Genomic DNA, 16,806 nt, shown 5'->3' on the forward strand with positions numbered 1-16,806 from the left:
ATTTACACTAGCCACTCGGGTTTTTGAACCGCCCCGGTTTTCCCGGAGACAGTTAATGTTGAGTCAGGCCGCGATGACCGACTCTGCCTGTTGGCGATCATACGCCCGTTCCAACTCCGCCGGGGGCACATGGCCGATCGGCTCCAGCAACCGACGGTGATTGAACCAATCCACCCATTCCAGGGTGGCGTACTCGACCGCATCGAGGTGTCGCCAAGGCCCCCCACGATGGATGACCTCGGTTTTGTATAGCCCGATGATGGTTTCGGCCAAGGCGTTGTCGTACGAATCACCGATGCTGCCCACCGAGGGCACAACGCCCGCTTCGGTGAGGCGTTCGGAATAGCGGATCGAGAGGTATTGGCTCCCCCCAATCGCTGTGATGCACGACACCAGCGGCACCAGAACGCGCCCAGAGGGCCTGTTCCAGGGCGTCCAGAACCAGATCGGTGTTCATCGACCTCGACACCCGCCAGCCGACGATCCGGCGAGCGAACACGTCCACGACGAAGGCCGTGTAGACGAAACCCACCCAGGTCGCGACGTAGGGGTGAGTAGACCGGGGGAATTGCACCCTCAGCCCCTCGCAGAACCGGACGTGAACCTCTCAGTTCATCCGGCTCCCATCATCCAGCCATCGGGGCATACCCCGCCTCCCAGTGAACGAATGCCCCTGGCATCTTGGCAGCGAGCCGACCGAGCGCACGCCTGGCCCGCGTTTTATGGCGAGCCAGGTGTTTATATTTGCGCATCAGCCAGCGCCCCAGATAGGCATTCAGGTGCTTCCATACCGAAGCCATCGCCGATCCATGAAACCGTCCGTAGTAATGGAGCCATCCCCGCAGCACCGGGTTGAACATGACGGAGAGATCACGAAGTTCCTTGTCGCACTTCAACTGAAGATGCCATCCCCGAATGGTTTGCCGCATCGCCTTGAGGGCGTCACGACTGACCGCCGGCGCAAAATTCACGTAGACCCGGCCATATTTATCCACCGCCTTTCGCGGTCGAAACGTATAGCCCAGGAACGTGAACGCCGTCGTCGGATAGTCCCCCGGTCGATTGACGTCCTTGCAGTAGACGATCCGTGTCTTCTCCGGATGTAGTTCCAGCCCGCACTGGCGAAAACGCTCGCCGATCCTCCGCAACGCCAACTGCGCCTGCGCCAGGCTCTTGCAGTGGACCACCCCATCGTCGGCATAGCGGCAGAATCGCACACTCCGCAGATGCTCGCTGACCCACCGGTCGAAGGCATAGTGCAGGAACAGGTTGGCCAGCAACGGACTCACGACACCGCCTTGCGGCGTGCCCTTGGTCCGATCGACCCGTTGGCCATCCGTAGTTTCCAAGGGTGCCTTGAGCCAGCGCTCGACATACAGCAACACCCAGGGAATTTGGCAGTGCTTGCGAACCGCCCGTAACAGCAGTTCATGGTCAATGTTGTCGAACAGTCCCTTGATATCGAACTCGACCACCCAGTCGTACTCCCAACTGCGCCGCCTGACCAGGGCAATCGCATCATGCGCCGAGCGCCCGGGCCGGTAACCATAGGAATTTCGGTGAAACACCGGTTCCAGTTTCGGCTCAAGCACCCGCTTCACCACGGTCTGTGCCACTCGGTCGGCCACAGTCGGAACACCGAGCAAACGCACTCCCCCTGACTTCTTCGGTATCGGCACGCCTTTGACCGGCGGCGGGAAATAGCTGCCGGAACAGAGCCGATTCCAAAGCTTGTACAGGTTGTCGCCCAAGCGCTGTTCGAAGATTTCAATGGTTTCCCGGTCGATGCCGGCTGATCCTCCGTTGGCTTTCACACACTGATGGGCTTCCCAAACCCAGGATTTGGGAATGTCGTACGGCTTGGTCATGACGCCGGGCTCCTCCTGCTTGCGCAGTTGACCCAACCCCACGACCGGATGATGCGACCCCTTCGCTCCACCGCCATTACAGCGGCTTCAGCACTACTACGAGTCGCTCCGCCCCTTGGCGGCGCATCGGTACTGTCGGCCTCGCCTTTCGGGCTTGCGCCTTTCCCTTCGCATCGCCGCCGAAGGTTCCCGCAGTTCAACGTAAGAGCCCGGATCACGCTCACGCTGCCTCTATGCCGGACACCGCAAAGGCCGTAAGCAGGTTTCGCCTTTACTGATCCCGGAGCAACATCACTCCCCGGTTTTGATGTCATCTGAGTACTTTCGACACTTGAACGGCAGTTCACGGTTGTTCGTCTTCGTTGATCCATACCTGACGCCTTAAGACGCCTTTTCCGTAACGCTCACGACCCGCGCTTTTGCCGCACGCCGCTTACGGTGGTTTGCCACCTGCTCCTGCAAGCCGATGGCGAGGGGCCTACCCTCATCTCTTACGCCGCTTGCTGCGGCACACTGAAATCGGCGACCCACAATTGATTCGGCCGAGTCGCCTTGAACTGCCGGTTTACTCGATCAACGGGCCGATCCATGGCCTCATCTGCGACGGTAGTCCGGCACTTCCTCCCGCGCACGACGCCCTCCAAGCCTAGGGAGCGCATCAGGCGCTCGACCGTGCAGCGGGCCACCCGAATGCCTTCGCGCTCGAGTTGTCGCCAGACTTTACGGGCACCGTAAACCTGGAAGTTCTCCTCGTACACCCGGCGGATTTCCCTCGAGAGCTCGATGTCGCGCTGCACCCGCGGCGGCAACCGGGCCGGGTCCGTCTGCCGCGCCTTGTGCTCGTAGTAGGTCGATGGGGCGATCGGCAACAGGGCGCAGATCGGCTCGACCCCATAGGCGACCCGGTGTTGGTCGATGAACGCCACCATCATTTCGGTCGGCGGTCGAGCTCCGCTTGGGCGAAAAAAGCCGCCGCCTTACGCAGAATCTCGTTGGCCCGTTTAAGCTCGCGGTTTTCCCGCTCCAATTCCTTGAGTTGATCGTGCTCCGAACCGCTCACGCCGCCCCGTTGCTCTGAGTCGCGTTCCGTCCGACGCACCCACTTGCGCAACGTTTCCGCGGCGCAGCCCATCTTGCCCGCGATCGAGCAGATCGCCGCCCACTGCGATTCGTACTCCCTTTGATGTTCAAGGACTAGGCGGACCGCCCGCTCTCGGACTTCTGGCGAAAACTTCGATGACTTTTTCATGACTCCATCCTCTCAAGAAATGGAGTCTCCGGAAATCCCGGGGCGGTTCATTTCCGTCGCGCGCTACGGCGTTGGCCGAATATCTGAGGCAGGCTTTGATAGGAACGACTCACCTTTCCGATCATCTGATCGATCGGGTCATCGAAGGCCCGGTGCAGATTCCTGCCGGTCTTGAACTGAAGAAGGTCTATGCCACCGAAGCGCCCGGTCATCACATTCTGGAGCTACTCCAATGTGCGGACCCATCAGAAGAGTGGCGCTACACGTGGCAGATCCGCAATGCGCGCGGCGAGGTGGTCTGGTCGAGTACCGCGTGGTATTTCTCGCGCACCAGCGCCTATCAGGCCGCACGCCGGGAGATCGAACGACTGGGCTTGGGCGTCGGGCCATTCAACGCCGTGCCTTGACGGTAATACCTTCGATATCAATCAGGCTAACCGCCCAAATCAAGAGATTAGCATTAGCGGCAATCTGCTTCCGCAGATGGCTGGATTTATCGAGGAGTGGGGTTGCGACTCATCAACCTGCTTGTTGGTGTACGCCGCTCGGGGATCGAGACACGATTTGTGCTCGATCGCGAGCAGCTTGTTTGTGTTAATGATGTACTTGCTATAAATAGCATGTCGCACCAGATCATCGGTACTTATCCAACCGCCGGAAATTTCAACACGACTCCATTGCCCTGATAAAAATGAGAGCAGTAACCCTCTGCGACTAGGACAGCTGCGACGAAAGACGCATGCCGTGGCGTCAATGAGCGGTAGTGCTGTGCCACCCATTCTCCGATTCCACCCGATGTTGGGTCGGTCATGTTGAATCCTCCTGGGATCTCCTTACCGGCAAAATGAGCAATGAGCTTCTTAAAAAGCTCGGACTGGAAGCTCATTCGTGTCCCATGACCCATCGTAACTTCGACCCCTTCCACTACAGAGCCCGAATAGCAGAACTCTCGAGCCTGATTTCCACGGCCGAGTGTCCTCAAACGACGCGGTTCATTGGTTAAATCATCATCACTTGGATCTGGAATATCGTTCTCATCAATCTGCTGTTCCAATAGAGTCTTGGAACCATCATTCAAATCGTAACCGATCATAAAAAGGCCCATCTGAGTCCGGAGGAAACGTTCACGCAGCGGCAGTCCAGGGAAAATCAGTTTCGAATTCGAGTGCCGCAACATAGCATCAAGTAACCAGCTTACTCGCAACGCGTCCCGGGTCCAATTTCCAGGCGATTGTGTACTGAGTGTTGGATACTGCTGCTCCGCGATGCGATTCGGTTTTCGATGTTGAGAGCCGCGTGCGTTTCCGCAAGAGAACAGCAGCTCGGGGGGGCACTGACGCCAGTTGCTGGTCCATACAAAAGCAAGCTACCAGATCGTTGAATGCAGCAGCCACCCGCGTGTCATAGATTACTAGGCCAGTACTGTTTGCGGGAGCGGTGGATGAGATGCTCAAAAGTGCACCTGATTAGCGACGAAGTTCAGTACAGGCTCACATAGTGAGCCGCTAGGGTCCTTAGACTATGGGCATCTATCACAAGCGGGGTGTCCCATGCCTATGAACCGGGTGCAATTTCAAAAGGGTTTGTCGTTGGCCGAGTTTCTGACGCAATACGGCAGTGAAGCGCAGTGCGAAGCGGCACTGGAGGCCCTGCGCTGGCCGGACGGTTTCCGCTGTCCGGTCTGCGGCGGCGCGCGCCACACGGTGTTCGAACGGACCGGGCGGAAATACTGGCAATGCGGACACTGCCGGAGCCAAACGACGCTGATCGCCGGGACGATCTTCCAAGCGACCAAGCTGCCGCTGACCACCTGGTTTCTGGCCATGTATCTCCTGACCCAGGCCAAGAACAATGTCTCGGCACCGGAACTGATGCGCCATCTCGGGGTGTGTTATCGCACGGCATGGCTGGTGAAGCACAAGTTGATCCAGGTGATGGCGGAACGGGAAACGGATCGGCAGCTGGCCGGGCGGGTCGAGATCGACGATGCCTACCTGGGCGGTGAGCGGCCGGGGAAACCGGGGCGTGGTTCCGAAAACAAGTCGGCCTTTGTGATGGCGGTGCAAACCACGGACGACGGGCGTCCGTTGTTCCTGCGCGTCGATCCCCTGCCGTTCACGCAGCAGGCTATCGCGGTCTGGGCCAAACGCGCCTTGGCCCCGTCGACCTACGCACTCACCGATGGCCTGAGCGGGTTTCGGAGGCTGCACCAGGTCGTCGCTTGCCATCATCGCCTGATCCTGGGCTCTGGGCGGCAGTCGGCGCAACATCCGGCGTTCCATTGGGTAAATACGCTGTTGAGCAACCTGAAGACAGCCATTTCCGGCACCTATCACGCGTTCAAATTCGAGAAATACGCCCAGCGGTACCTGGCCGAGTTCCAATACCGCTTCAATCGGCGTTTCAATCTCAAAACCCTGCTTCAACGGCTGGCGCGCGCCGCGGCGTTCGCTAAGCCTCGACCCGAGTGGCAAATTCGCTTGGCTGAAGTTCATCGCTAATCAGGAAAGTGCATGCACTTTTGTAATTCCTGAGCTCATCGGAGTATGGTTGGCACAGTCAATGTCGTTCGCTTTTTCCGGGATCAAAATTCCAGGATTCACATGGCATCGGACATGGTGTCGAACCGTCCGTTCTACATCTTGCATATAGAAATTGCGAGACATGGGAACGCCACCCCACTCGAGCACTGCGTAGCACCATGCCGCGTGTTGAGCCGGCTCATTGATTGATTGTGCGAGTCCGTTGGCAAGCTCCAATAGAGCACGTGTTGTACTTTCAGCATTGTCCGATGGGACAGGATTGCCATTCACTGGATGCGTCCAAGCTGCCTTCCAATAATATTGCTCATAGGCCGCTTCGATGCCTTGGATATCGAAAACAAAATCCGGCGAGCGGACAGATTTCTTCACGACATGGCGTTTAGTCCACTTTGATAAATACGCTGATCCCCACGTTACAAAGCGGTCGATTACAGTGATATTCAAGTATTCGGCTCGATTCATGCGAATTCCTGGCGTTTTAGTAAAAGGGCATTAACCCCCAATAGAAGGCGCATTAATCATAGTATTGCGCGGAGGAAAGGGATCAGGTTCTATCCTGACCATCATTTCCCCAAATTTGTCTTGTATTGGTCCTAGCGTCACCGACGGTTGTTCATGTGAAGCTCTGACTAACACCAATGGAGTAGGTGAGCCACTTCTCGTGGACTCCGGTAGGATTATCATGTGATTTTATCCCGCACTTTATCTTCGTCTGCGTACAGTATCTTTCGTTACACCCGCCGAATCGAGATTCCACTCATTTGAATAGGTGGCAATTTGTTCAGTCTGCGAAGGAGCACAGGAAGCGTAGCGGCAGCGGAGCGAAGTGCGACGACCCCCGCGTAGCCATAGGGCCGGATGTTGGATCGGAGTCGTAGCGATAGCGCAGGCGGAGATCAAACATAAGGCCACCGACACGGCGTCAAGTCATTGTGGAGCCAGGTCCCGATCCCCTTGTTGGGTCGGGACCGGTCGAACGCAGGACGAACGCGGGCCGCCGAAGGCAATACTCGTCGCCAATTTTTTACTCCTTTTGGTGACTGGGAGGTCCCAAAAGGTTTCGTAAAAAATGGCGACGCAATCGTCGGCTTGTAACGGGGCATTTCTGAATGCAAAGCTTTAATCCAAAATCCGAGTGGCGCCGGTGGCCCGATAGCCTCGGTACTGCGACTCGGCCGTGAGTTTAGCCGTTTGATCGCTGTTGACCGGCACCGTGACGATGACACGCAGCGTCGCATTCGGGCCCGCGCTCGGATGTTGACGTTGGAGGGATACGTTGAAGCGGTATTGTCGGATCGTCATCGCTCATCTCCTTTCGAAACAGGGAACGTTGCGGGGAATCGAACGAGGCTCCGTCGACGCGACGGTCGCCCGGTGTCGACGGAAGGAAGCCTAATCCACAGGTGCGACATCCAATGTCCAATGAATGCGAATCAAACGGTTCGGGATTCGAGAGGTATTGTAGCGGTTGGGACTCGGAAGCATGAGCGGGCAGGGCAGTGGCCGGTGGGTTGGACATGGTTTGTCGCAGGTCCCGGTTATTCTGGCCGCGTTCTCCACTTCCGCGAGGTGAGTCTCGATGATCCGACGCCGTTCCGCTGCCGCCCATTCAACCCTCCCCGCCGATTCGGCCTCCGATATTCGCGATTGCAGCGCCGCCTGGTGTCTGCGCCTCCTGATCGATTTCGAACTGGATCGGTGTTTCACCCGGGCTTCGTTCTTTGGGGATGAGAAGACCATCCTCGAGGCGCTTGGGCTTGGTAGCTTGGTCGGCAAACTCGACGAACTGCCGGCGGCGGCTCTCCGCAAGCATCTTGTACAGCGTTATCGAAAACTGGCGCCGCGGCTTGAGGCTTGGCCGCCGGTGATTTCCCGCAACCTCGCGCTGCTGCACGATACGCTGCCACTGAATCCGGCCGAGGAACGGATTCTCGTCTTCACCGTACTGATGCACTATGCTAAGTCGCTGTATAAGACGACCGAATTGTTCGGGGATGAGCTCACGACGCGGGACGCGCTCGAGATTTTGGCCCGGATCCTCCAGTTGTCTTTCAGGGAGGTTCAGAGGGCGCTCGCCCCGGAGGCGCTGTTGCCGTCGCTCGGCGTGGTGAGGGTCGATGCCCGAAGTACCTATGCACTCCCCGGAAAGCTCGATCTCATGCCGGGATTGGCCGATTTTCTGCTGATTGAGCAAGCCGGGCCCGACGCCTTGTTGAATCGATTCTGTGAACGGGCGGCCCCACCGACATTGCGCCGCGCCGATTTTGCCCACTGCGACGAAGACTATCGCCTCTGCTTCTCGTACCTCCAGGCGGTACTGGAAAAGCGCACGGCCGGGGTGAATATCCTGCTCTACGGCCAGTCAGGCACCGGCAAGACCGAGTTCGTGCGCACTGTGGCGGAGGACTTGGCGGTGCCGCTCTATGAAGTGAAAATCGCGGACGAGGACGATGGCGAGCCCTTAACGGGCGCCCGACGCCTTTCCGCCTATCAGCTTGCGCAACGCCTCCTCGGGCGGCAAGACAAAAGCCTGCTGCTCTTCGATGAAATCGAGGACGTGTTTCCGCAGACCACAGGCTGGTTTGGCCCCAGCCGCGCGGATCTGCGGCACAAGGCGTGGATGAACCGGGTGTCGGAGAGTAACACCGTGCCGACGATCTGGGTGAGCAATGCGATCGAGCAGATCGATCCCGCCTACCTGCGCCGATTCGATCTCATCCTGGAATTCACGCCGCCCCCGCAGTCGGTGCGGCAACGCATGATCGAGCGCCATTTACACGAGATTCCCCTGCGCCGCGAATGTGTCGAGCGTCTGGCCTCGTGCGATCGCCTGGTGCCGGCCTATATCGAACGCGCCGTGAAAGTGGTCCGGCACCTGCCGGCCGATGCCACGCTGCAGATCGAGCGGTCCTTCGAACGAGTGCTCGGCAATACCCTCCAGGTCATAGGTTACGCAGCGCCACTCTCGACCTGCGAACCGCGGCTCGAATCCCTGAACTACCGTTTGGACTGGCTCAATCCGGATCGCGATCTCGCATCGATCCTTGAAGGGCTCAAACGCCATCGGCAGGGTCGACTCTGTTTTTACGGTCCCCCCGGCACCGGTAAGAGTGCTCTGGCGCAGCACATCGCCAAGGTCGTGGATCGCCCGTTGCGGCTCAAACGGGCTTCTGACCTCTTGTCGCCCTATCTCGGCGAGACCGAGCAGCGGATTGCCCAGCTGTTCCGGGAGGCCGCCCAGGATCAGGCGGTGTTGGTGATCGACGAGGCCGACAGTTTTCTTCGCGATCGGGCCAGCGCTCAGCGTGCCTGGGAGGTCACCCAGGTCAATGAGCTGTTGGTGCAGATCGAACACTTTACGGGAATCCTCATCATGTCCACCAATCTGGTGGAGACGCTCGATGGTGCGAGCCTTCGCCGTTTCGACTTCAAGATCCGCTTCGACTATCTGACACCCGACCAGGTCCTTGGCCTGTTTGCGGATCTCCTGGCCAAAACGGGGGCTGATGATCGGGATGTGCCGGAAGGCATCCGGACGGCGCTCCGGGCGCTCTATAATCTGACGCCGGGAGACTTTGCCAATGTGTTTTGGCAGGTGCGGCTGACCGGCGGGGCGTCGGGTGCCGAGGCACTGCTCGAACGGCTGGCAGCGGAAAGCCGAATGAAGCCGGGAGCGAAGGCGCGGGCCATCGGGTTTGTGACGAGTTGATCGACCAGCCCACTTCCGGGGCGCTCAGTTCCGGGTGGGCAGCTTGTCAAGCAGCGAACCACAAGTATCCGCATTTGTGAGCTCGTGGCTGACAGTTTGAAGCGGGGTGCCTGGTAGCGCGATGCCGCGGAAGCCTATCTCCGGGAACTGGTTCGAGCCGCTTATTGCGGTGGTGCCATAGTTCGTGGCCATCAAGCGCGCCGACCGCATCGCGCTCGCGACCGAAAAACGCAACCTGATGCCGTACTCGGTCGACCCCGGAGTGAGCTGTGACGCGCAGCTCAGCCTTGAGCCGGCCCTTGCAGCCTATGGACCCAAGAGAAGCCAATCTGGCGTTTCTCGAGACCAACGCGCCATGGTTTGAGCGTTGCGAGTGCGCCGGTTGCCGTCCGCGGACGGTCGTTCGAGATCGGTCCACGGCCGTTCACCGTCCGAGCCGTGTAGGTCGCCTATACTTAAATCGGGCTGGGGCGGAGCTCGACAACAACACGTGATGCGAGTCGGACATCAAGCCGGCCCTGAAGGTAACGAAAAAGGAAAGGAGCAGTCATTGGATCACATGATGACACCGGAAGAAGCGGTTCTGTATCACTTGACCGCAAACTATTTGAGCCCCTTGTTGCCGCGGACCGTCCAGGACACCCTGGCGCCGCGATTTCAAAAAGCGGCGGCGATCCTGGGGACGTCGCCGAAGCTCATCGACTGGACCAACAAGGTCCTGTGGAGCATGCACTGGGACGGCGTCCTAACATCGTCCAGCGATTTCGAGGCGCATGCCGCCTTGCTGTCCACCGCGCTGTATGAAAACCGCAAGGTGTGGATCGAGTACGAAGGCAAGGACAAGCGCTTCCAGTTCAATCTATTTGGTCTGGTGCGGCGCGATCGGGCCTTGCTGGTGATCGGCTCATATTGGCAGCACGCCCAACCTTTCGTGCTGACGGTTCGAAAGATCCGTGCGGTTCAGCTCACTGACGAACTAGCGGCTTCGCCGCCGCCGGATTTCGATCTCCAGGCATTCACCGACACGCAGCTCAACTTTCCGCTGAGCTCCGGCACTTTTGACGAAGTTCGGCTGGAATTCGCCGCCAGCGCTTACAGCTATGTCCAGTCAAATCCCCTGGTCGCCGACGAGGTGACCCTCACGCCGCCGGACAAATACGTCTATCCCGGCTATTTTGCGCTGAGCGCCTCGGGGGTGCCCGATACCTTGCGTCTGCGCCAGTGGCTTTCGGGCTTCGGCGATGCGGTCCGGGTGCTGGCGCCCAAAAGTCTGCGCCGGGAAGTCGGACAGGCGCAACTCGACGGGCGCACCAATTTGGTCAACGCCGCCGAGTTCGAACGTCTGCTCCAGCGCGAGATCGCCCGCTGCCGGCGCGAGCCTTCGGTCCGCTTCTGTTTGCTGCTGCTCGATCTTGATCATTTCAAGGCGATCAACGATACCCATGGCCATTTGACCGGCGATCAGGTGCTCGAAGAGGTCGCCCGACAGATTCGTGCCTACGATGCGGCGCGTTACGGTGGTGAAGAGTTCGCGATTCTGTTGGAGGGAATCGGTGTCGCCGAGGCGATCAAGATCGCCGAGCGTATCCGCACCCAGATTGCCGCATGGCCATGGACGAGCGCACAGGGTGACTCGATCGCCGTCACCGTCAGCATCGGTCTCACGGAGTTTCCGGACGCTGTGGCGAGACAGGCTGATTTGACGCCAAGCGGCGCTGCGGACCCGGATGCTTTGGAGCGTTTGGCGAAAGCCATCATGGATGCCGCGGATCAAGCCCTCTATCGGGCAAAACAGAACGGGAGGAATCAGGTCGTCGGTTTCTCCCCGAAGGGGGATGGTCAGGAGCCGGAAGCATGAGGCAGTGATGGGTTTTAAAAAGAAGAGTAAGAGTTGGCGTTCAGGGCGGGAGACAAGGGCAACCGACCCCAATCCCTCTCGACGTGCGGATGAGAATGTGAGTTCGAAGATACGTTAGACCGATCCAGTCGGATGAAAAATCAAGTTGATAAGGTGAAATGCGTTATGAAGAAAAAGAAAGCGTTAGTGGTTCTGGAAAATCCATGGTCGACCAACGGCAAGTTTAGTCATGAGTGCAGCGTCAAACCGTTCCTCACCGGCCTGAAAGAGCTCGAAGGCGATTTCGATCTCCTTTACGCAACCTTTTTCGATTTGGGGAGCTTCAGTAAGGCACTTGAACTTTACATCGACGGTTCCTATGAAAAGTATGTGCTCTATGTGGCGGCCCACGGTGAAACCAATGAGATTGCCGGGATCAAGGATCGGAAACTGCTCTACGGTGGCATAACCCCCGTTGCCGAAGCACAAAACCTGGAAGGAGTGCTATTCGGCTCATGCCTGTTCGGTTCCAAAACTGCGAAGTTGGAGGAACTGCTGCGTGATACCCGTCTTTGCTGGACTATCGGTTACCGGCATTCGGTGGACTGGTTCAGTGGCACACTGCTGGACCTCGCGATTCTCAAGGAGATGCTGTGCTTGAGAAAACGGGATATAGAAGACCGAGAGACGATATTGGAAAAGGTTAGGAAGGCCCTCGGGTTATTCAACCAAGATGCGATTGTGGGAACCGATAAAGAAAAACAACCGGTTCCGCTTAGCGAATTGATTTCGTTAGTGATTCAACCGAGCGGACAGGGCCACAAGCCACGGGATGCGTCGGAAGAGCTTTTCGCTGCATAGCCTGCGGAATTAAGGCGGCGAGTCGCTCTGGAATCGGGCGTCGAGGTTTCAGTAGCGACATTCAGTCTTGGGGTGCAGGGATATTAGTTTGTTGGGTCTATCTCACGTAGGAACAAAGACAAACCGCTATCTGAGGGAATCCTGTAGTCTGTAGTTCAGGCCGATCGCCACATGACCGGCAAAGTTTTCGCGACCTCGCGATAATTGGACTTTTGTGCGCGGAGCAGGAACCGCCGAACGGCTTTGGCATCACCCAGGCGATTGGCCTAGACACGGCGTTTTTGGACCGCAAGCGCGTCGTTCAAAGTCGTGATCATCGTAACCTCGCTGTGGTATGGAGACGAGGTCGCTGTAATCCGTGGGCACAACAAACCCAGTCGGGGGCGGGCGCCTGTCGATCGTTTGAACGATCATCCCGTGACCTTTCACATTCTCGATTCTCGACTACGCTAAACCCAGCCTCCGAACATCGGCTGGCGGTTTGGCATCATCTCCGAACGGCCGCGGATCGTGGAGAGGCAATGCACTCAACCCAAGACCGACCGCGAGGAACCGCGCGTGCGCGAGACGATCATGCGGCATATCGCAACGCTTCAATTGATACCGAGAGCACCCAAAGCGATTACCGTTGCACAACTGCACGAGAAGCTCGATCGCGCCGGCTTCCGGGTGTCCCGCCGTCAAGTCCAACGCGATTTGACGACCCTGTCGACGCAGTTCCCGCTGACGACCGACGAACGAAGCGTGCCCGGCTGGTCATGGCCCAAGGAGTAGCCCGTGTGCGAGCTGCCGGGACTCGATCCCAATACCGCGATGACGTTCGTGCTCGCCGAGCGGTTTCTCAAGGATCTGATGCCGCGTACGGTCCTCGATCACTTGCAACTTTATTTTGAACGAGCCTCGGCATTGCTCAGGGAACAGCGCGGGGGAAATCTTTACCAATGGGCGGAGCGGGTCGAGGTATTGCCGCGCACCCAAAGTTTGATTCCGGCCGAGGTCCGTGCCGAGGTGGCAGACGTGGTTTCGGACTGTATCCTCTTGGGTAAACGTCTTGAGGGACGCTATCGGCCACGAAGCGGTCCCGTCCGAGCCTACCGGATCGATCCTTTGGGGCTGGTATTCCGTGGCAGCGCCGTCTACCTGGTCGGGACCTATGCCGGGAGCGAAACCATCCTCCAGTTTGCACTGCACCGCTTCGAAACGGCCGACGCTCTGGAGGAGCCGAGCGTCGTGCCCGAGGGCTTCAACCTCCAGGACTATATCCGCGCCCGTCATTTCGATTATTTGCACGACGGAGGCGGGCCGCTACGCCTCAAGTGCCGGTTCAGCCGTTTCGCCATCAACAATCTCATGGAAATGCCGCTAAGCGAGGATCAGGTGATCACGCAAGAAACCGACCGCACCTATCTTCTCAGCGCCACGGTCATGAATACCCACCAACTCCGCTGGTGGCTTCGGGAGTTCGGCGATCAGGTCGAGGTCCTGGAGCCGACCTCGCTTCGGGAGGAGTTCCGGACAATGGCCCGTCACTTCGTTCGGATGTACGAAACCGAGGATTTCGATTGGCCGTTCGAGCCCTTGGGAGCAACTTGCAGTGCCGTATCGGATCAACGTGATGCCCAGGCCAAGGATATGTCACCCCGTCGGGAAACGGTAAGGGCATAAGTCGTCATTCACCGCGCGACATCGGATGTCGCGCCGGCAAGGTAATCTGACACGCATTCCATGATTGATCTCATTGCCTAAGGAGGCCATACCATGCCTGAACATACCCATTCACCGGACTCCGACCTCGTGCAGTCGTTTCACCGCGCTTTGAAGCACCTTTGCGAGCGAGCGCAACGCGATTTCGGCTATCGACCTAACCGCCTCTTGCAGATGATCGATTGCCATGGGGCAGTGGAGGCCGCCGAGCGGCTCGTCGGGAATGCCCGATTTTCCGACTATCTCACCCTCATGTGGGAGCACCGTGCCCTGGATAACACCGTGGAAGCTCTGACCCTTAACCCGGATTGGCGGCAACTTTTCTCACTGGAGACACGAGCGTCTGCGCTCCGGAAACTGGAGCAGCTCGGCTGGTCACCGGACGGTGTCGACCGGATGGAGACCGCATGACATTGGAACTCGAGACCGCCATCCGAGCCGCTCTCGCGGCGGGCAATTTGCTCCGCTCAGAATTCAACCGAGGAGAGGGACCCCGAGGATCGGGCGGACATGCCGAGGTGGACGAGCCGGCCGAACGGCTGATCTTCGAACATCTCACGACCGCGTTTCCCGAGTACGGTTACCTCGGGGAGGAACTCGGATCGAGAAAAGTGCCCTCGAACGCGGATGAGCTGCTGTGGGTGGTCGATCCCAACGACGGCACGAGTGCCTATCTCAAAGGCTTTCGCGGTGCCGCCGTGTCCATCGCCTTGTTGCGCCGGGGGGAGCCGGTGCTTGGCGTGGTTTACGCCTACAACTATCCGGATGACGATGGGGATCTGATCACGTGGGCAGAGGGAAGCCCGGTGTGTCCGAACGGCACCATTGTTCGGCGAACTTGGCCCGACCGGGTCACGGCCGACTGTACCGCCTTGATTTCGCAAAGTGCCGACCGTAATGCCCGCGCGAACGCGGAGATCGTCGCGCCGATGCGCTATCGCGCGGTCCCCAGCATTGCCTATCGGCTTGCGCTCGTTGCGGCGGGGGAGGGCGACGTGGGCGTATCGCTCAACGGGCCAACCACCTGGGATTTGGCGGCCGGCCATGCGCTGCTTCGAGGCGCCGGGGCTGAACTTTACGACGATCGTGGCGAACCGATTCGCTATTCGGCCCAAGGCGAATGCAACCATACCGGCGATGTGTTCGGCGGTGCCGAAGCCTTGGTCCGGCATTTGGCCGGCAAGGCATGGGAGTCGGTTTTCCGACGACCGCTGCCTCAGGACTGTGTTGGCTTGTTATGGCCGGTGAAAGGCGGTGGCCCCATCGATGCAGGGATGCTGGCGAGAGCCCAGGGTTGCCTGCTCGGGCATTTGGCCGGGGATGCCTTGGGTAGCCTGGTGGAATTCCAAATGCCCGATGAAATTCGTCGCAACTATCCTGACGGCGTTCGACAGCTTGCCGACGGCGGCGTGTGGCAGACGCTTGCGGGGCAGCCGACCGACGACTCGGAGTTGGCGTTGGCTCTGGCGCGTAGTCTGGTGGCCAAGGGCACCTATGACGTAGCGGCCGTTGCCGAAGCCTATGCAGCCTGGTATCGGTCGGAGCCCTTCGACATGGGGGCGGCCACTGAACGGGCCTTGCGGGCGGCCGGCAACGCGAGCGAAGCGCCGGTGGTGGCGGCGTCGCGTGCAGCGGATCCGGCCAGCCAGGCGAACGGCGCCCTGATGCGGGTGAGTCCCCTAGGGATCTTCGGTGCAAACGCCGATCCGGCTCAATTGGACGATTGGGCTGCCCAAGATGCGGGGCTGACCCATCCCCATCCGGTTTGTCGGCAGATCAATCAGCTTTATGTCCGGGCGATCGCGGAAGCGGTTCGAAACGGCCCGGATCCGGCCAGCCTCTATCGCGACATCCTGACGTGGGCGGATGAACTCGGGGGCGATGACACTGTTCTCGCAGCTACCCGGCGGGCCGACAAGGCACCGCCCGAGGATTTTCTGGAACATCAGGGCTGGGTGCTGATCGCCTGGCAAAATGCGCTGTATCAGCTCTTGCACGCACCGTCCTTAGAAGACGGGCTAGTCGATACGATCGGTCGGGGCGGCGATACCGACACCAACGCGGCCATTTGCGGCGCTTTACTTGGCGCGGTGTACGGCCGCAAGGCCATCCCCGCCGCCTGGCTGAATCGGCTCCTCACCTGCCGGCCTATCCACGGACTGTCCGGTGTTCACCGGCCGCGGCCGGCGTGCGATTGGCCGGTGGATGCTTTGATCGTGGCGGAGCGATTGTTGCGCAAGACAGAATTGCCAGCGGTATCGGGTGGTTAAAGCCCCGCACCAAGGCTTAGGTGATTCGTGGTCGGCGCTAGGCACCGCACGATTTGAGGCGATCCCAAAGGCCACGCGGTCAGTCCTCATGACATCGGCTATTCATATCCTCACCAGCATACCAATGGGATAAATTAAGTAAACCACAATTCCGGGGAGTGGATGTGACGCTACTTATCGTATCGATCACGTAGGCTTTTCCAGTGCATAACAACTCAAGCGAATCGGGCGCATGAACGACAATCCGATCTTGGAGAATAGGGGAGAGAACACTTTCGATCCTGAAATCCAGCCCCTTTTCTGGGACGATACCCCTCGCATCAAGATTATCGCTATAGGCGATAGTGGATGTGAAATCGTCAAGCCAATCGCCGAACATCGGCTTTGGTTCGGGGAGGTCGAGTTTTTCCATGTCGATCCAACCCAAGCAGACACGCTCTACCGCATCGAAAACACGGTTAAGAAAGTTTCGAAAGCGGGGATTCCGCTGCCCGACGTCCTCAAAGGCGCCGATCTGATCGTGATCGCCATGGACCTCGGCAATAGCATGAACGCTCGGCGGGTGTATGACATAGCCCGGGCGGCCAAATCGATGAAGGTATTTACGGTCGTTATCGAGCTCACCCTCCGAATTCATGTCACCTTGACGGACTCAACCGTACAATGCCCATAAAAGATCAAAAGACCTGCTGATGTCCCTTGCTTAGCTCCGTCGTTCGAGGGACTCCTGCGTGCTCTTAGCTTATCCGACGCGGGTACACGCAG

Annotated in this window: 15 protein-coding genes, 2 pseudogenes and 1 other annotated feature; of the genes and pseudogenes, 11 read left to right on the plus strand and 6 right to left on the minus strand. The window is 58.8% G+C overall.

All coding sequences use genetic code 11. The annotated features are described in order from the left end of the window. Positions 1-63 precede the first annotated feature (63 nt). From ACR2TX_RS13825 to ACR2TX_RS13835, 3 genes and pseudogenes are all read right to left on the minus strand, one after another. Positions 64-559 (minus strand): annotated as a pseudogene (locus tag ACR2TX_RS13825) (DDE-type integrase/transposase/recombinase); the annotation flags it as partial. 67 nt (positions 560-626) lie between these two features. After that, a complete protein-coding gene (gene ltrA / locus ACR2TX_RS13830; protein WP_156882039.1) occupies positions 627-1,868 on the minus strand; it encodes a group II intron reverse transcriptase/maturase in 1,242 nt (413 codons plus the stop codon). Positions 1,869-2,380: 512 nt separating this feature from the next. Beyond that, positions 2,381-3,117: pseudogene (locus ACR2TX_RS13835) on the minus strand (IS3 family transposase); the annotation flags it as partial. Next, positions 2,723-2,839 (minus strand) — a sequence feature (AL1L pseudoknot). Its footprint overlaps the pseudogene before it by 117 nt. Before the next feature lie 95 nt (positions 3,118-3,212). On the opposite strand from ACR2TX_RS13835, the gene ACR2TX_RS13840 reads away from it, so the two are divergent. Next, entirely contained in the window at positions 3,213-3,524 is a 312-nt protein-coding gene (locus ACR2TX_RS13840; protein WP_434129845.1) for a hypothetical protein, read from the plus strand. Between the two features lie 236 nt (positions 3,525-3,760). On the opposite strand, the gene ACR2TX_RS13845 is transcribed toward ACR2TX_RS13840, so the two are convergent. After that, on the minus strand, positions 3,761-4,210 hold the full coding sequence (locus tag ACR2TX_RS13845) for a hypothetical protein (RefSeq protein WP_434129847.1): 450 nt from the start codon (positions 4,208-4,210) through the stop codon (positions 3,761-3,763). Between the two features lie 457 nt (positions 4,211-4,667). Here ACR2TX_RS13845 and ACR2TX_RS13850 point away from each other — a divergent pair, with 457 nt between their 5' ends. After that, positions 4,668-5,618 carry an IS1595 family transposase gene (locus tag ACR2TX_RS13850; RefSeq protein WP_434129848.1) on the plus strand — a complete coding sequence of 317 codons (951 nt, stop codon included), beginning with the start codon at positions 4,668-4,670 and terminating at the stop codon, positions 5,616-5,618. Here ACR2TX_RS13850 and ACR2TX_RS13855 read toward each other — a convergent pair whose 3' ends face one another. Both ACR2TX_RS13855 and ACR2TX_RS13860 read right to left on the minus strand, forming a co-directional pair. Further along, on the minus strand, positions 5,619-6,122 hold the full coding sequence (locus ACR2TX_RS13855; protein WP_434129850.1) for a hypothetical protein: 504 nt from the start codon (positions 6,120-6,122) through the stop codon (positions 5,619-5,621). Positions 6,123-6,779: 657 nt separating this feature from the next. Beyond that, positions 6,780-6,962, minus strand: coding sequence for a hypothetical protein (locus ACR2TX_RS13860; protein ID WP_086134826.1), 183 nt, complete (start codon positions 6,960-6,962; stop codon positions 6,780-6,782). A 277-nt stretch (positions 6,963-7,239) separates the two neighbouring features. Between ACR2TX_RS13860 and ACR2TX_RS13865 the strand changes: the two genes are divergently transcribed. The 9 genes from ACR2TX_RS13865 to ACR2TX_RS13905 all read left to right on the plus strand — a co-directional run bounded on the left by ACR2TX_RS13865 (position 7,240) and on the right by ACR2TX_RS13905 (position 16,714). Then, entirely contained in the window at positions 7,240-9,369 is a 2,130-nt protein-coding gene (locus tag ACR2TX_RS13865) for an ATP-binding protein (protein WP_086134827.1), read from the plus strand. 184 nt (positions 9,370-9,553) lie between these two features. Further along, the gene (locus ACR2TX_RS13870; RefSeq protein ID WP_139841119.1) at positions 9,554-9,733 is read left to right on the plus strand and encodes a hypothetical protein; all 180 of its coding nucleotides are present in this window, start codon (positions 9,554-9,556) and stop codon (positions 9,731-9,733) included. 195 nt (positions 9,734-9,928) lie between these two features. After that, positions 9,929-11,227 (plus strand): diguanylate cyclase, encoded by a 1,299-nt coding sequence (locus tag ACR2TX_RS13875; RefSeq protein WP_168183855.1) that lies wholly within the window; start codon positions 9,929-9,931, stop codon positions 11,225-11,227. 165 nt (positions 11,228-11,392) lie between these two features. Next, complete coding sequence (locus ACR2TX_RS13880) at positions 11,393-12,067, plus strand: hypothetical protein (RefSeq protein ID WP_139841121.1); 675 nt, start codon at positions 11,393-11,395, stop codon at positions 12,065-12,067. A 558-nt stretch (positions 12,068-12,625) separates the two neighbouring features. Further along, the gene (locus tag ACR2TX_RS13885; protein WP_086134831.1) at positions 12,626-12,841 is read left to right on the plus strand and encodes a hypothetical protein; all 216 of its coding nucleotides are present in this window, start codon (positions 12,626-12,628) and stop codon (positions 12,839-12,841) included. Positions 12,842-12,844: 3 nt separating this feature from the next. Continuing rightward, positions 12,845-13,732, plus strand: a complete 888-nt coding sequence (locus tag ACR2TX_RS13890; RefSeq protein ID WP_086134832.1) for a WYL domain-containing protein — start codon at positions 12,845-12,847, stop codon at positions 13,730-13,732. A 93-nt stretch (positions 13,733-13,825) separates the two neighbouring features. Next, positions 13,826-14,182, plus strand: a complete 357-nt coding sequence (locus ACR2TX_RS13895) for a hypothetical protein (RefSeq protein WP_086134833.1) — start codon at positions 13,826-13,828, stop codon at positions 14,180-14,182. Further along, a complete protein-coding gene (locus tag ACR2TX_RS13900) occupies positions 14,179-16,041 on the plus strand; it encodes an inositol monophosphatase family protein (protein WP_086134834.1) in 1,863 nt (620 codons plus the stop codon). Before ACR2TX_RS13895 ends, ACR2TX_RS13900 begins: the two co-directional genes overlap by 4 nt. A 232-nt stretch (positions 16,042-16,273) precedes the next feature. Beyond that, positions 16,274-16,714 carry a hypothetical protein gene (locus tag ACR2TX_RS13905; RefSeq protein ID WP_086134835.1) on the plus strand — a complete coding sequence of 147 codons (441 nt, stop codon included), beginning with the start codon at positions 16,274-16,276 and terminating at the stop codon, positions 16,712-16,714. Positions 16,715-16,806: the final 92 nt, after the last annotated feature.

It is taken from the genome of Methylocaldum sp. GT1BB, assembly GCF_051027545.1.
Lineage (GTDB): Bacteria > Pseudomonadota > Gammaproteobacteria > Methylococcales > Methylococcaceae > Methylocaldum.

Excerpts from the sequence above, each read along its gene's own strand:
- ltrA (WP_156882039.1), bottom strand. The coding sequence starts at position 1,868 with ATGACCAAGCCGTACGACATTCCCAAATCCTGGGTTTGGGAAGCCCAT.
- ACR2TX_RS13845 (WP_434129847.1), bottom strand. The coding sequence starts at position 4,210 with ATGATCGGTTACGATTTGAATGATGGTTCCAAGACTCTATTGGAACAG.
- ACR2TX_RS13850 (WP_434129848.1), top strand. The coding sequence starts at position 4,668 with ATGCCTATGAACCGGGTGCAATTTCAAAAGGGTTTGTCGTTGGCCGAG.
- ACR2TX_RS13855 (WP_434129850.1), bottom strand. The coding sequence starts at position 6,122 with ATGAATCGAGCCGAATACTTGAATATCACTGTAATCGACCGCTTTGTA.
- ACR2TX_RS13860 (WP_086134826.1), bottom strand. The coding sequence starts at position 6,962 with ATGACGATCCGACAATACCGCTTCAACGTATCCCTCCAACGTCAACAT.
- ACR2TX_RS13865 (WP_086134827.1), top strand. The coding sequence starts at position 7,240 with ATGATCCGACGCCGTTCCGCTGCCGCCCATTCAACCCTCCCCGCCGAT.
- ACR2TX_RS13875 (WP_168183855.1), top strand. The coding sequence starts at position 9,929 with ATGATGACACCGGAAGAAGCGGTTCTGTATCACTTGACCGCAAACTAT.
- ACR2TX_RS13880 (WP_139841121.1), top strand. The coding sequence starts at position 11,393 with ATGAAGAAAAAGAAAGCGTTAGTGGTTCTGGAAAATCCATGGTCGACC.
- ACR2TX_RS13895 (WP_086134833.1), top strand. The coding sequence starts at position 13,826 with ATGCCTGAACATACCCATTCACCGGACTCCGACCTCGTGCAGTCGTTT.
- ACR2TX_RS13900 (WP_086134834.1), top strand. The coding sequence starts at position 14,179 with ATGACATTGGAACTCGAGACCGCCATCCGAGCCGCTCTCGCGGCGGGC.
- ACR2TX_RS13905 (WP_086134835.1), top strand. The coding sequence starts at position 16,274 with ATGAACGACAATCCGATCTTGGAGAATAGGGGAGAGAACACTTTCGAT.